Below are 13,047 nucleotides of genomic sequence, written 5' to 3'. Positions count from 1 at the left end.
ATACCCAAGTTTATAAATTATTGCACAATTCAAATCACGAATTAGTTTGCCGCCTGAAACAAAAAAAATGCAAACAAATTGTTAAAAACGCTAGAATAGACAAAATATAAACAACTAAGGATAGCCCAGATGAAATTAACGACAGCAAGTTTGCTTACCATTAGTGCCTTATTGAGCGCGCCCGCAAGTGCAGGAATTTTAGACCAACTCGGTCAAGTCACTGAAACTGCGACAACCCAAACCGGACAAGAGCAATCGAGCGATTTAGTCGGTACGGTCATGTCACAACTAGGCTTGAGCCAGACCCAAGCAGAAGGTGGTTTAGGCAGTTTACTTTCACTGGCAAAAAGCTCTTTAGGCAGCTCTGATTTTAGCTCAATAGCCGATTCAATTCCTGGTGTTGATGGCCTGCTAGGGGCTGCACCAAAGCTTGATAGCGATTCAGGCGTGTCTGGTCTATTATCAAAAGCAGGCGGATTGGGTGAGTCACTACAAGGCGGTGCGATGGTGTATGACGCTTTTGAAAAACTGGGGATTTCAAAAGAGTTAGCTGCACCTATGGTCGATATAGTAAAAGGCTATTTAGATACTAACGGCAGTTCTGGTACATCTGATCTATTAATGAAAGGTCTTAACGCTATCTTATAAGTGCCTTTTCGCCTTCCCAGTTATCTCTCATATAACCGGGAAGGAACTCTTAGGGCAAATAGCGTTCTAAATATCATTAATAGCCAGCCCCTCTTCATTTTTAGGAGCCAATATGATTGCAAAGCTCAAACAGTTTTTTGCTAATCCGCAGGTCAGACTCTCTGATGAAGAGCGCACCGAGCATTTAAATTTAGCAGCGGCAAGCCTACTGCTTGAGGTGGTAATGGCTGATGACAGCGTGTCAGAGCAAGAGAATCAGTTACTTCCTGAACTGCTAACCACCACATTGAATCTAAGCAGTAACGACGTACAAAGCTTGATTCGTGATGCTAAACAATCACAAGAAAAGTCCACCTCTCTCTATGAGTTTACTCAAGCGATTAATGACAATTTCGATGTAGAACAAAAACAGCAGCTTATCTTAGCTATGTGGCAGCTTGCTTATGCTGATGGGCATTTATGTCGATATGAAGACCAAATTATTCGCCGCACCGCGGAGCTTTTATATTTACGCCACAGTGAACTGATCCAGATGCGAAATATCGCCATGGAGCAACAAGACGGCCCCACTTAGGCTTATCCACTTTTAGAGTCAAGTCTCACTCTAGGCCGCGCCAATCTTGCTAGGTTAAATCTTACCGACACAAGCTAAAACACGGTAATAACAAGTAAACGATAATAAAGAGTAGCTCGGCTTTACTATAATCGAATGTGGTAACTCATATTGTTGAGAACACACTTGCACAGCTTTAAGCCCATGCAGCATACCGACACATTCAGCAGAGCCTATAAGCTTAGCCATCAAAGCCGATTTATGCTGCCTTAAAGGCTCTTGAGTAAATCATAACCCCCTTCAGAAAACGCTAATATTTACAGATTTAAAAGGGGATCCCTCCCCATTTCTTACGCAACCTTAGCCAACTTTTGCTGCTCATATAGCGCTTGAGCAAGCGTGAGTTTTTCACTCAACAGATTAGACAACGCCTTAGAAAAATCATTCTCATGGGACTGATGATACTGCAAAAAGTAGGTATAGCTTTCGCGATCGCGATTAGGGAATAGCACCTGATTATAAAAATCCGTTGCATCGATATAATCGATATCATTCCGGTTATTAAAGTACAGATGAGAGAAGATGGAGGCTGTCCAACAAACGTCATCGCATTTAGCAAGATGGTTGAGCGCCATAGCTAAGCTCGTCGTTTTAAAGCTCACTTTAAGGTCTAAACCGTGCTCTTTTGTATAACTCTCAAACCAATGATCAGCTAAGCCCACTTTAGAGTAGTTAATAAAAACAAGCTTATTTTTAAGTAGATGGCTCAGCGTCAACTCTTTCTCAAATAATGAGTGACCCTTCTTAGCGGCTAAGAAGTAATACTGTACATCACCAACCTTTACGTTATGTACTAAATCAGACGCTTTAGAGTTAACGGTGATCGCATAGTCAACCTTCCCTTGAGCCAGTAACTCTTGAACATTATCGCTCCAAGGCTGAATGCTTACAGACATGTCTAGCCCTTGGCACTGACAAATTTCAGCAATCGATTCAACCAAGAATCCAGATAAATGCTCCTGAGCCGCTATAACCAATTGATTTTTCTTAGGCAGCTGAGCTGTCACATCAGCCATTTGTTCATAAGCTTGAACAATAGATTTAGCGATCGGATATATCCTATCCGCCATACTATTAGGCTCAACACCGTATTGGCGCCTAACAAACAAATCATCACGGATCACTTCACGCATGTTGCTTAAGGCGCGGCTCACCTTTGGTTGTGTCGTACTCAGTTTCTGGGCCACAACCGAACCATTTTTAAACTCGACTAAACCCACAAACACCTTAAGAGTAAAATAGTCTAACTTCGAAAGTTCCTTACGCATCAAGCCCTTGCCTAAAAAAAACATTTTATTAATTATTGTATACAAATTATAACACTGAAAAGTATACGATTTTGATACGCCAATCACATCTATACCTAATTATAGGTACAAAAGAACCAAGTAATAACGATGCTTATTAACGCTTAACAAAATGCTTAGTACAGAAAACTCTCGAGTGATCATACTCCTTTAGCCTAAAGCAAGTTAAACTAAGGCTATCAATGAGATGGTAATTATCTATGCAAACTGAACACACAGCTGAACTGAACCTACTTTGGGGATCGTTAATTTTAGAAGAACTGGCCCGCCTGGGTGTAAAACACGTCTGTATGGCGCCAGGTTCCCGTTCCACCCCATTAACTCTGGCGGCGGCAAAACAGTCGAAGCTCAGCCAACATATTCACTTTGATGAAAGAGGCCTAGGCTTCATGGCACTAGGCTTAGCTAAAGCAAGCCAAGCGCCTGTTGCGATTATTACCACGTCAGGGACTGCAGTCGCTAACCTTTACCCTGCGGTGATAGAAGCCTGGCTCACCCATGTTCCATTAATCGTTCTATCTGGCGATAGACCGCCTGAGCTTATCGACTGCGGCGCTAACCAAGCCATTATTCAACCTGCTATTTTTGCCCAGTATGCCAAACAGCTGAATTTGCCGACACCCGATATGAACATCGCGCCGCAAGCGCTACTGAGCATGTTAGATGACGCGGTGTGTAACCAATCACAACCCGTACACATCAACTGTATGTATCGAGAGCCGCTGTATCCAAACGAGCCTAGTGTCGACTTTTCACGTTACTTAGCGCCTATTGCAAAGTGGCAGCAGCAAACGACGCCGTATAACCAGTTCGCTGTGATGAATGTTGGTCAGATGCCAGCAGCGGATGCTCTCGCACGTTTTGTTCACGGTAAAGGGGTGATTGTTGCTGCAACACTCGCGCCAGAGCAACAACCAGAGCAGCTCATCGCGCTCGCACAAAAACTGGGCTGGCCCATTGTCACCGATGCGCAATCGCAACTGCGACAGCACGGCGGCGCAATTGGCAATATCGACCAATTACTGCTGCAGCCAAAATCTAAAGCCTTATTAGCCCAGGCTGAAAAAGTGATTGTGTTTGGCGGTCGTATTCTGTCAAAGCGTTTGATTAGCTATCTAAATGATCAAAATTGGAAAGATTACTGGCAAGTATTGCCGCAGCAGCAACGGCTTGATCCAAGCAATAAACCTAAGCAGGTTTGGATTGCCCCGGCCCATCAGTTTGCCGCGCTCGCTTGGCCAAGATCGTCTCAAGCTAACTGGGCATTAAACCTAGTACAGTTTAACGATGATCTAGAAACCCTCTACCAGCAACAGATAGATAACGCAGACTTTGGTGAAGCGCAAACCATTCGCGCTATCGCCAAGCGCCAAAGCCGAGAACAACAGCTGTTTATCGGTAATAGCTTACCAATAAGGCTGTATGACATGTTCGCGCCTATCACCACCAGCGGCGTTCAGGTTTTCACTAACCGCGGAGCCTCTGGCATAGACGGCCTACTCGCCACAGCGTGTGGTATTGCCAAAGCCGAAGGTAAACCAACGACGCTGATTATTGGTGATATTTCTGCGCTGCATGATCTTAATTCGCTGGCCATTGCCCGCAGTGTGACCAGCCCGCTGGTAATTGTGATCCTCAATAACGATGGCGGTAATATTTTTAACCTTTTACCCGTTCCCAATGAGCAGCTACGAAGTGACTACTACCGCTTATCACACGGACTTGAATTTGGTTTCGGCGCTGCCATGTTCGGCCTAGCCTACAATCAGGTCGACTCGTTAACTGATTTTATTGAGTCCTATGAGTACGCCATGACGTATTCGGGCCCCTCAGTCATTGAAGTCACGGTTGCCCAGAATCAAGCCAGTGAACAAATAGCGCAACTAGCCAGCTGGGTAAAACAAAACTGATGCTGAGCTATCGCTGCGCGGGTCAAATAAGCTCTCCAGCCGTGGTATTCCTGCACGGCTTTTTAGGCAGCAAAGAAGATTGGGATGAGATCGTCACTCAGTTACAAGATGATTTCTTCTGCATCAGTATCGACCTTCCCGGCCATGGCGAAAATAACCTTGAGGCTTGTCAGGCAAACCCATTCCTCTTGCCCACGCCGGGATTTAACCGCTGTGCAGAACTTATTCAAACGACCTTATCGACGCTTAATATTAGCCAATACCATTTAGTGGGCTACTCTCTTGGCGGGCGTATCGCATTGCATATCGCAAACCTGTACCCTCACCATTTACTGAGCTTGGTTTTGGAGTCTTGTCATCCCGGTTTAAAACAGGAAAGTGATAAACTTGCTCGTAAAGAGAGTGATTCAGCATGGGCATTAAAACTGGCAAACCTGCCCATTAAACGCTTTTTAGGCCTATGGTATCAGCAAGCGGTATTTAGCGATTTAACCGACGCTGAACGCGCCAACTTAATCGACAAGAGGGCGGTAAATAAGCCACAACTGCTAGCCAATTGCTATCAAGAGACCTCGCTCGCCAAGCAAGGCGACCTTTGGGATACACCCAGTCGATTAAACGTCGAGACACACTTTATAGTAGGCCATCAAGACAGTAAATTTATGGCACTGGCCAAGTGCTGGCAACAACAGCAAGCGCTAGAGTTACATTGCATTGAAGCCAGCGGTCACAATGTACACTTAGCTGACCCCATCCTCTTTAGTAAACGACTAAAACACATTTTCACCTCGACTTCTAACTCGACTTCTAACTAAAGAGTGAGCACTCAATGACAGCGACTCAACCGCAAGCAGCCCCATTAATTCTTACTCAATTGAGTCTGCATCAGTTTGCTATCGACCTAACTAAGCCGCTGCCAGTAGGCAAGCAGCGCATTGAGCAGCGCCAAGGCTTAGTACTCACTGGAACAATTATGACAGCCGAAGGCGATAGGCAAGAGTCGGTTGAGATCTCACCGCTTAGCGGCTCCGACAGCCAGGGGCAAATGATTGCAGGTTTTAGCCGTGAGACATTAGCAGCGGTTAGCCAGCAACTCATTGAAATATTGCCATTGCTGCATCTGCAGCCAGTCGATAAGCTGTTAGACATTGCCGAGCAAAGCGCAATCGCTAATCAATATCCCGCACTCGCTTATGGCCTTAGCCTGCTGCACGGCAAACTGCACGGCAAGTTAGACAGTCACCTAATAACGCCACGTACCGTGCCGCTTATTTATCGTTATGCCGATGAACCGCTTAACGCCATCGCAGATAAAGTCCGCTCTTTGCCTAAAACCGTTTTTGCCGTAAAAGTTAAAGTCGCCCAGGACTCTGTTGAAGATGAGATAAAGCTTATTCATCAAATACTCGCGATTCGACCCGATCTAAAGTTACGTTTAGATGCTAATCGCGGCTTTAGCCTAGAGCAAGCCATCGAGTTTGCCGCCTGCATACCATTTAATAGCATTGAGTACATTGAAGAGCCTTGCCAAAACCCTGACGATAACAGTACTTTTTATCAGGCGGTTGAGATGCCTTGGGCGTTAGATGAATCACTCAATAGCCCAGATTATCAATTTACCATGCAACCAGGGCTAACTGCGCTAATCATCAAGCCGATGCTGCTTGGCAGCATCGAAAAACTGCAGCAGCTCATTGATACCGCAGAGCTACATGGTGTGCGCTGTATGTTAAGTTCGAGCTTAGAAGCCAGTTTAGGCATTGACGCGATAGCTCGCTTAGCCACTATCATCACGCCAGATGAAATCCCCGGCATCGATACACTCAGCGCCTTTAGCCAAGACTTGCTGGTCGATTCAGGTAAAAACGACTGCTTAGGCTTAGACGATTTGACGCTACTTATCGCACACAAGTAAGCAGCTAACGTTTACGGCTACTCAGACCACTCACTTTGGTCACCAAGCTGGTGCCACACGGGCTAAATAACGGCTAGTTAAACGGATAAATGCATGCAAGCTGATACAGTGTCACCCATCCACAACATCGCGCAGCGTCACGGCGCTAGCGCAGCCTACAAATTTGCCGGTAAAACGGTGAGCTATCAGCAGCTAAGTCAGCAAGTTATCGCGATTACTCAGCAGTTATCAAAGCTTGGGCTACAAAAAGGCGACCGCCTCGCCTGCATCAGTCATAACAGCCCACAGCTTGCTGTACTCTATTGGGCCTGTGTCGACAGCGGCATCCTCTTTTGCCCCATATCACCGCGCTTTGCTGCCAACCAAGTGGTTGAATTGATGCAAACCCACAGCTATCACCACTACTGGCTTGCAGTTAATAGTTCGGTGGACTCGACGCTGAGTCAGGCCTTAAGCAATCAAAACCAGTTTGAGTCAGTTGTTTTAGATTTTACCCGCCAAAGCAAAAAGTCAGCGCAATCGCTTGAGCCCCATGTCGCCGTTAACGCCATTCTCACCTCAGGCAGCAGCGGCACACCCAAAGCCGCCGCCCATAGCCTAGCCAATCATATCGCCAGTGCGGCTGGTTCGAGTGAGTTAATCAAACTGACAAATGACGATAGCTGGTTACTGTCGTTGCCGCTGTTTCATATTGGCGGACTCGCCATTTTAAACCGCTGCGCCCTCGCGGGGGCGTGTGTGGTATTTGAAGACAAGCAGCTATCTTTAGCCCAGCAACTTAGCCGAGACAGCGTTACTCACCTGTCGTTAGTCAGCGCGCAACTGCAGCAGCTTCTATCTGCCGATAGCTACAGCTTAAGCCAAGTCAAAGCCATGTTACTCGGCGGCGGCGCTATCTCAGCCGACCTGCTTACAAAGCTTGGCCAATTAAAAATTAAGGCCTACACCAGCTACGGCATGACAGAAATGGGATCGCAGATCAGCACCGGCATCGCCCGCACTGACGGCTCAAGCGGCAAGCTGTTATCGGGGCGAGAGCTTAAGGTTATCGGCGGTGAAATATGGGTAAAAGGCGAGTGTTTGTTTTTGGGTTATTTAGCCAAAGAGGGCTTTAATCTGCCGCTCGATAAAGACGGCTGGTTCTACACCAAAGATTTAGGCCACTTTGATGATAACCGTAATCTATGCATCGACGGCCGCGCCGACAACATGTTTATCAGCGGCGGCGAAAACATCCAACCCGAAGAGATAGAAACGGCACTCAAGCAGCATCCGTTAATCGTTGACGCCATTGTATTCCCTGAGGACGATGCCAAGTTTGGCAACCTGCCAGCAGCCATACTTAAACTTAACGAGAGTAAGCTTAACGAGAGTAAGCTTGATAACTCTCTCAGCCGTATGCCTGACGAAGCAGAGTTAACCGTGTTCTTAGCCGACAAGATCGCCCGCTTCAAGCGACCAAGGCGTTATTACCCTTGGCCAGAGGTTAGCAGCGCCGGAATTAAGGTTATCCGTAAACAGGTGATTGCCGCAGTTAATCTCGCGAAATAGTGAGTTGAATTTCAGTCAACAGTTGATACTTCAATCAAGCTTCGCTTGATAAAGGTCGTGAGCTTCCAGCTCACACTTGGCCAAGAAGGGGTCAACAGCAACCCCCTCTTGGATCTCCCCTGCCGCCCCGACGAACTTGTTTCCCTTGTGCTTATGGATAAATCACTAACGCTTCCGATGGGGCATCCTGCCCCGCGAAAGCTAACCCGACATCCCTGTCGGGTTTACGCGATTTAATCCAACGCACTACGGCAAGTTCGATGGGGATTATGATATTTTATTCAACTAATACAGATGCTTTCATTTTTATGAAGTCAATAAACAGAAAATATTGAACTAGAAAAACGTTAATCCAAGCCCACACGTGAAGCATACTTAGTGAAACTTTCGAACTGACCAATAGTGTTAAAAGCCAAGAGCAAAAAAAAGTTGCAACGAAAGCTAACACTCCAATCCACCACTCTCTATAAATTGAAAGTATAATTGCAGGCCCAAAAAGCATTAAAAATGAATATATAGTTTGTATAGGGCTCATCATTAGACCTCAAATAAAAAAGTGACACATTAACCCTAACTATTTGTCTTAAGTGAATGATTTATTACACCAACAGGCAGATTTTGCATGAAAGTACAGAATACCAATTCCCCATCGAAGTTGCCGAAGTACGCAGATGAAAATGCCGTGGAACCATCATGGATGATGGTTCAGGCTCGGAGGGACATGGATGTCCTATCTGAGCCGTTAGGCAATTTTTATTGGAGTATGAGGCTCGTATCTAATGCATGTAACTTCGTCGGGGCGTCATGGTGGATGCAAGGAGGATAAGGACGAGCAGTCCTCCTTGCCCGTGTGTGAGCTGGAAGCTCACGACTTTTGTCAGGCGCAGCCTGATGCATTAGCAATGCGGGGCGAAGCGCCACGACCTTTATCAAGCGCAGCTTGATTGCTAACACTTGTTAGACGAAGTCTAACTTAAAGGTCAGGCGCAGCCTGATATGTGGCATGACCACGACCCTTATCAAACGAAGTTTGATTGATACAGAGTTACCTACAAGTCTGGGTAAATTCCAGACCTAAATGTTCCAGATATAAAGCCAAAAGCTGCCCATCCATGGGCTTTTGGCATAAAATCCCCAGACATAAAGCCAAAAGCTATCCATCCATGGGCTTTTGGCATAAATGTTCCAGACATAAAAAAACCTGCTTGGGTAAGCAGGTTTCAATTATTCATAAAGTCTCTAAAACTGATAATGGAATTAAACTTCCATACAGCCCTTAAGCTTGTTCATTGCATTCTTTTCCAACTGCCTGATACGTTCAGCCGACACTTGGTAAGTCGATGCTAACTCTTGCAATGTGGTCTTATTTTCATCTAACCAACGCGCTTTAAGAATATGTTGGCTACGCTCATCAAGCGTCTTGATTGCCGATAGCAAACGCGCTTGGTTATTCTGTTCCCAGTTGTCATTTTCAACTTGAGAAGCAAGATCCGATGAGTGGTCTTCAAGATAATGCATAGGGGCATAATCGTGCTCATCGTCGTTATCGCTCGCGAGATCAAATGCAGGATCTTGCGCTGCCATACGTGATTCCATTTCGGTCACGTCAGCTTTCGATACACCTAAACTTTCAGCGACCATGCCAACTTCGCTATCACTAAACCAGCCTAAACGCTTTTTAGCTTTGCGAATATTAAAGAACAACTTGCGCTGTGCTTTTGTCGTAGCCACTTTGACGATGCGCCAGTTTTTAAGCACATACTCATGAATTTCAGCTTTAATCCAATGCACGGCAAACGATACCAAGCGTACACCCACATCTGGGTCGAAACGCTTAACCGCTTTCATCAGGCCGATATTACCTTCTTGAATTAAGTCTGCTTGCGGTAAACCATAGCCAGAGTAACCTTTAGCAACATGCACAACAAAACGTAAGTGCGACATAATCAACTGTTTCGCAGCCTGTAGATCACCCGTTTCTTGCAGACGCTTCGCTAGCTCATATTCTGTATCAGCTTCCAACATCGGAATGTTGTGTGCCGAATGAACATAAGACTCGAGGCTTCCACTACTTTGGGGAATCATTAATGCCATTGATTGCGTTTGATTCGTCATTTACGCTCCTGCTACTTTTTTACTAAAGGTCTAACTAAAAATCTACTCGCGGATCCACTCTTTACAGAAATGGACTGTGAACTATCGACTAATTGACAAAATATGTCAACTATCGCACTTATTATCTGAATTCAGGCCTAAAATGCCTCAATCCGAGCGAAGTAATATGCTTCAAGCATACCGGCAAAATATTACACCTAGCTATGGGCAACGCAAATTAAACAAAGTTCATCTTTTAAACGCTGCCCGATACCCCTTACGAGGGTTCAATCGCTCTTAAATGTTGGCGCACAGATAGATATGAGCCTAACCACCCCAAGAACGAAGCGAGCAAGACTAACTGCCCTAATTCGCCAAAGGTGAGTGACTCCATATTTAGCTCGCTGCCATATAAACCGAGTAACTCTGCTAGCGCTGAGTCTAAATACCACACTAATAAGTTGATGATAATCCATGCCAGTATACCGCCTATAACCCCATACCAAATTCCGGTATAGAGAAATGGGCGCTGAATAAAGGCTTCGGTTGCCCCAACCAGTTTCATGACTTCGATTTCGGTACGGCGATTCATAATCGCTAAGCGAATCGTGTTACCAATAACCAAAACCACGGCTAATACTAGTAGCGCAGCAATCGCTAGTACAGTCCGCTCTAATAATTTAACGACCGCTTGTAAGCGTTCTAGCCACTCTATATCTAATCGGCCAAAGCTAACTTCTGCTTCTTGCTCAAGTTTACGCAGCAGTTCTCTTGCTCCTGCTGGGCTTGAATATTTAAGACTCGGCGTGACCATCACCACGGCAGGCAAAGGGTTAGAATCTAAATAAGATAACGCCTCACCAAAACCAGATAAACGTTGGAACTCTTCTAACGCCTGATCGCGATTAATGTAACTGACATTGCTCACTTCAGGGTAAACCTTCAAGCGAGTAATCAAACTTTGAATCACTTTTTCACTGCGGCCTTCATCGATAAATAACGATATTTCAGCGGCACTATTCCAAGATTCGGTAATGGTTTCTGCATTTTTAACTAATACCTGCAACGCAGCAGGCAGACTTAAGCTAACGCCGAGTACAGCCATCGTCATGATTGACGAAACGGGGTTACGCCACAGCTCACCCATGCTTGCCATGGCATGCTGAATGTGACGAATAAAAAACATCACGATTCTGCCTGATAGAGGTAATTTACTACGGTTTATCTGAGGTTTCTGGCTCATTATCGTTCCTCAGTACTGCCAAAGTGAATATTCGGACTCAACTCTTCTGCGCCCAATACTCGACCTTGTTTAAGCGTTAACGTACGGTATTTCATTCGCGCAATTAAACCTAGGTCGTGAGTTGCGATTAGCACTGTAGTGCCAGCATCATTGAAGGTTTCGAATAAACGCAGAATATCCATTGATAGCTTAGGATCTAAGTTACCCGTTGGTTCATCGGCGAGTAGCAGAGGCGGCTTGTTTACAATCGCTCGGGCAATGCCAACACGTTGCTGCTCACCACCTGACAACATGATCGGGTTATGGCGCTCTTTGCCATATAAGCCCACCATATCTAGAGCTCCAGCAACACGCTTGCGGATCTCGCCAATAGAAAAGCCTTCGATGATCAATGGCAAAGCCACGTTATCGAACACGCTCTTATTCATCAGTAGATGATGGTTTTGAAAAATCATACCGATATCGCGGCGCAAATAAGGTACCTGCGAGCGAGTGACTTTAGCGATATCGTGACCATTAATCGAAACGCGACCAGCGTTAGCTCTTTCGATAACGGTGATCAGCTTGAGCAGCGTACTCTTACCTGCGCCAGAGTGGCCTGTTAAAAAAGCCATCTCACCGCGCTTTAGATGAAAATTCACATCCGAGAGGGCTTTTTGCCCGCCGGGATAGACTTTACTTACCTGCTCAAATCGAATCATTAATTAGATTTCTTGTTAGTTGGTATGAAAAGCACCCATCAGGGTGCTTATTTTTACTGCTATCGCGTTAACGCCACTATAAAGCTAACGTTATTTCGCGTCTTTGTCGTCTTTTGTTTGGCTAAATAAGGCTTCAATAAAGTCTTTCGCGTTAAAGGTACGTAGGTCATCAATCTGCTCACCCACGCCGATATGACGGATAGGGATGCTAAACTTATCCGCAATCGCAAAAATCACGCCGCCTTTAGCGGTACCATCCAACTTGCTGATGGTAATCCCGGTCACACCTACAGCTTCTTGGAACAGCTGTGCCTGACTAATCGCATTCTGACCCGTGCTCGCGTCTAAGGTTAACATCACCTCGTGCGGCGCAGCCTCATCTTGCTTTTTCATCACTCGAACGACTTTCTTCAACTCGTCCATCAAATGCGCTTTGTTTTGTAAGCGACCCGCTGTGTCGGCAATTAATACGTCAACATTACGTGCGCGAGCAGCTTGCAGTGCATCAAACAGTACCGATGCACTATCGGCGCCAGTATGCTGGGCAATAACTGGAATATCGTTACGCTGACCCCAAACTTGTAACTGCTCAACGGCTGCAGCGCGGAATGTGTCACCCGCAGCCAACATCACCGACTTACCTTGTTCTTGGTACTGCTTAGCAAGTTTACCAATAGTCGTCGTTTTACCTACGCCGTTCACACCCACCATTAAGATAACAAATGGACCATCGGCGTTTTCTGGTATTAACGGAACAGAAACCGGATCGAGTATCTTTTGCATCTCTTCGCGCAGTAAATCATATAGCGCTTCGCCATCTTTTAGCTGCTTGCGGCTAGCCTGCTCGGTTAAGTTCTTAATCAAGCGCGTAGTTGTTTCAACGCCGACATCAGCAATCAATAACTGCTCTTCTAGCTCTTCGAAAAGATCATCATCGATTTTTTTACCGCTAAATAAACCGATAAAGCCACTACCAATACTTTCACTAGTACGCTTTAGGCCACGCTTAAGGCGAGCAAATAAGCCCTCTTTAACCGGTTTAGCTTGAGGTTCTGGTTGTTGTTC

At 45.7% G+C, this 13,047-nt stretch carries 11 protein-coding genes; 6 read left to right on the top strand and 5 right to left on the bottom strand.

What is annotated here, in order from left to right; genetic code table 11:
• Positions 1–129: 129 nt before the first annotated feature.
• Positions 130–648 (top strand): DUF2780 domain-containing protein, encoded by a 519-nt coding sequence (locus tag ACVBIL_RS10065; RefSeq protein WP_447166847.1) that lies wholly within the window; start codon positions 130–132, stop codon positions 646–648.
• 112 nt (positions 649–760) lie between these two features.
• Entirely contained in the window at positions 761–1,222 is a 462-nt protein-coding gene (locus ACVBIL_RS10060) for a tellurite resistance TerB family protein (RefSeq protein WP_447166846.1), read from the top strand.
• A gap of 329 nt (positions 1,223–1,551) precedes the next feature.
• On the opposite strand, the gene ACVBIL_RS10055 is transcribed toward ACVBIL_RS10060, so the two are convergent.
• Positions 1,552–2,529, bottom strand: a complete 978-nt coding sequence (locus ACVBIL_RS10055; protein WP_447166845.1) for a LysR family transcriptional regulator — start codon at positions 2,527–2,529, stop codon at positions 1,552–1,554.
• Positions 2,530–2,768: 239 nt separating this feature from the next.
• Between ACVBIL_RS10055 and menD the strand changes: the two genes are divergently transcribed.
• From menD to menE, 4 genes are all read left to right on the top strand, one after another.
• A complete protein-coding gene (gene menD / locus ACVBIL_RS10050) occupies positions 2,769–4,478 on the top strand; it encodes a 2-succinyl-5-enolpyruvyl-6-hydroxy-3-cyclohexene-1-carboxylic-acid synthase (RefSeq protein ID WP_447166844.1) in 1,710 nt (569 codons plus the stop codon).
• Positions 4,478–5,293, top strand: a complete 816-nt coding sequence (gene menH / locus ACVBIL_RS10045) for a 2-succinyl-6-hydroxy-2,4-cyclohexadiene-1-carboxylate synthase (RefSeq protein ID WP_447166843.1) — start codon at positions 4,478–4,480, stop codon at positions 5,291–5,293. Before menD ends, menH begins: the two co-directional genes overlap by 1 nt.
• 14 nt (positions 5,294–5,307) lie before the next feature.
• On the top strand, positions 5,308–6,393 hold the full coding sequence (gene menC, locus ACVBIL_RS10040) for an o-succinylbenzoate synthase (protein WP_447166842.1): 1,086 nt from the start codon (positions 5,308–5,310) through the stop codon (positions 6,391–6,393).
• Between the two features lie 93 nt (positions 6,394–6,486).
• Positions 6,487–7,944 carry an o-succinylbenzoate--CoA ligase gene (gene menE, locus ACVBIL_RS10035; protein ID WP_447166841.1) on the top strand — a complete coding sequence of 486 codons (1,458 nt, stop codon included), beginning with the start codon at positions 6,487–6,489 and terminating at the stop codon, positions 7,942–7,944.
• Between the two features lie 1,257 nt (positions 7,945–9,201).
• On the opposite strand, the gene rpoH is transcribed toward menE, so the two are convergent.
• The 4 genes from rpoH to ftsY form a co-directional block, all read right to left on the bottom strand.
• A complete protein-coding gene (rpoH, locus tag ACVBIL_RS10030; protein ID WP_447166840.1) occupies positions 9,202–10,059 on the bottom strand; it encodes an RNA polymerase sigma factor RpoH in 858 nt (285 codons plus the stop codon).
• Positions 10,060–10,315: 256 nt separating this feature from the next.
• Positions 10,316–11,281, bottom strand: a complete 966-nt coding sequence (gene ftsX / locus ACVBIL_RS10025; RefSeq protein ID WP_447166839.1) for a permease-like cell division protein FtsX — start codon at positions 11,279–11,281, stop codon at positions 10,316–10,318.
• Entirely contained in the window at positions 11,281–11,982 is a 702-nt protein-coding gene (gene ftsE / locus ACVBIL_RS10020) for a cell division ATP-binding protein FtsE (protein WP_447166838.1), read from the bottom strand. The genes ftsX and ftsE overlap by 1 nt, the downstream gene beginning before the upstream one ends.
• Positions 11,983–12,072: 90 nt before the next feature.
• Positions 12,073–12,960 (bottom strand): signal recognition particle-docking protein FtsY, encoded by an 888-nt coding sequence (ftsY, locus tag ACVBIL_RS10015; RefSeq protein WP_447166875.1) that lies wholly within the window; start codon positions 12,958–12,960, stop codon positions 12,073–12,075.
• Between the last annotated feature and the right edge of the window lie 87 nt (positions 12,961–13,047).

The sequence above is a fragment of the Shewanella sp. 125m-7 genome (genome assembly GCF_052977045.1).
The sequence above is the reverse complement of the archived record's forward strand: the minus strand, read 5'-3'. Positions and strand labels throughout refer to the sequence as shown.

Excerpts from the sequence above, each read along its gene's own strand:
- ACVBIL_RS10060 (WP_447166846.1), top strand. The coding sequence starts at position 761 with ATGATTGCAAAGCTCAAACAGTTTTTTGCTAATCCGCAGGTCAGACTC.
- menH (WP_447166843.1), top strand. The coding sequence starts at position 4,478 with ATGCTGAGCTATCGCTGCGCGGGTCAAATAAGCTCTCCAGCCGTGGTA.
- rpoH (WP_447166840.1), bottom strand. The coding sequence starts at position 10,059 with ATGACGAATCAAACGCAATCAATGGCATTAATGATTCCCCAAAGTAGT.
- ACVBIL_RS10055 (WP_447166845.1), bottom strand. The coding sequence starts at position 2,529 with ATGCGTAAGGAACTTTCGAAGTTAGACTATTTTACTCTTAAGGTGTTT.
- menE (WP_447166841.1), top strand. The coding sequence starts at position 6,487 with ATGCAAGCTGATACAGTGTCACCCATCCACAACATCGCGCAGCGTCAC.
- menD (WP_447166844.1), top strand. The coding sequence starts at position 2,769 with ATGCAAACTGAACACACAGCTGAACTGAACCTACTTTGGGGATCGTTA.
- ftsX (WP_447166839.1), bottom strand. The coding sequence starts at position 11,281 with ATGAGCCAGAAACCTCAGATAAACCGTAGTAAATTACCTCTATCAGGC.
- ftsE (WP_447166838.1), bottom strand. The coding sequence starts at position 11,982 with ATGATTCGATTTGAGCAGGTAAGTAAAGTCTATCCCGGCGGGCAAAAA.
- ACVBIL_RS10065 (WP_447166847.1), top strand. The coding sequence starts at position 130 with ATGAAATTAACGACAGCAAGTTTGCTTACCATTAGTGCCTTATTGAGC.
- menC (WP_447166842.1), top strand. The coding sequence starts at position 5,308 with ATGACAGCGACTCAACCGCAAGCAGCCCCATTAATTCTTACTCAATTG.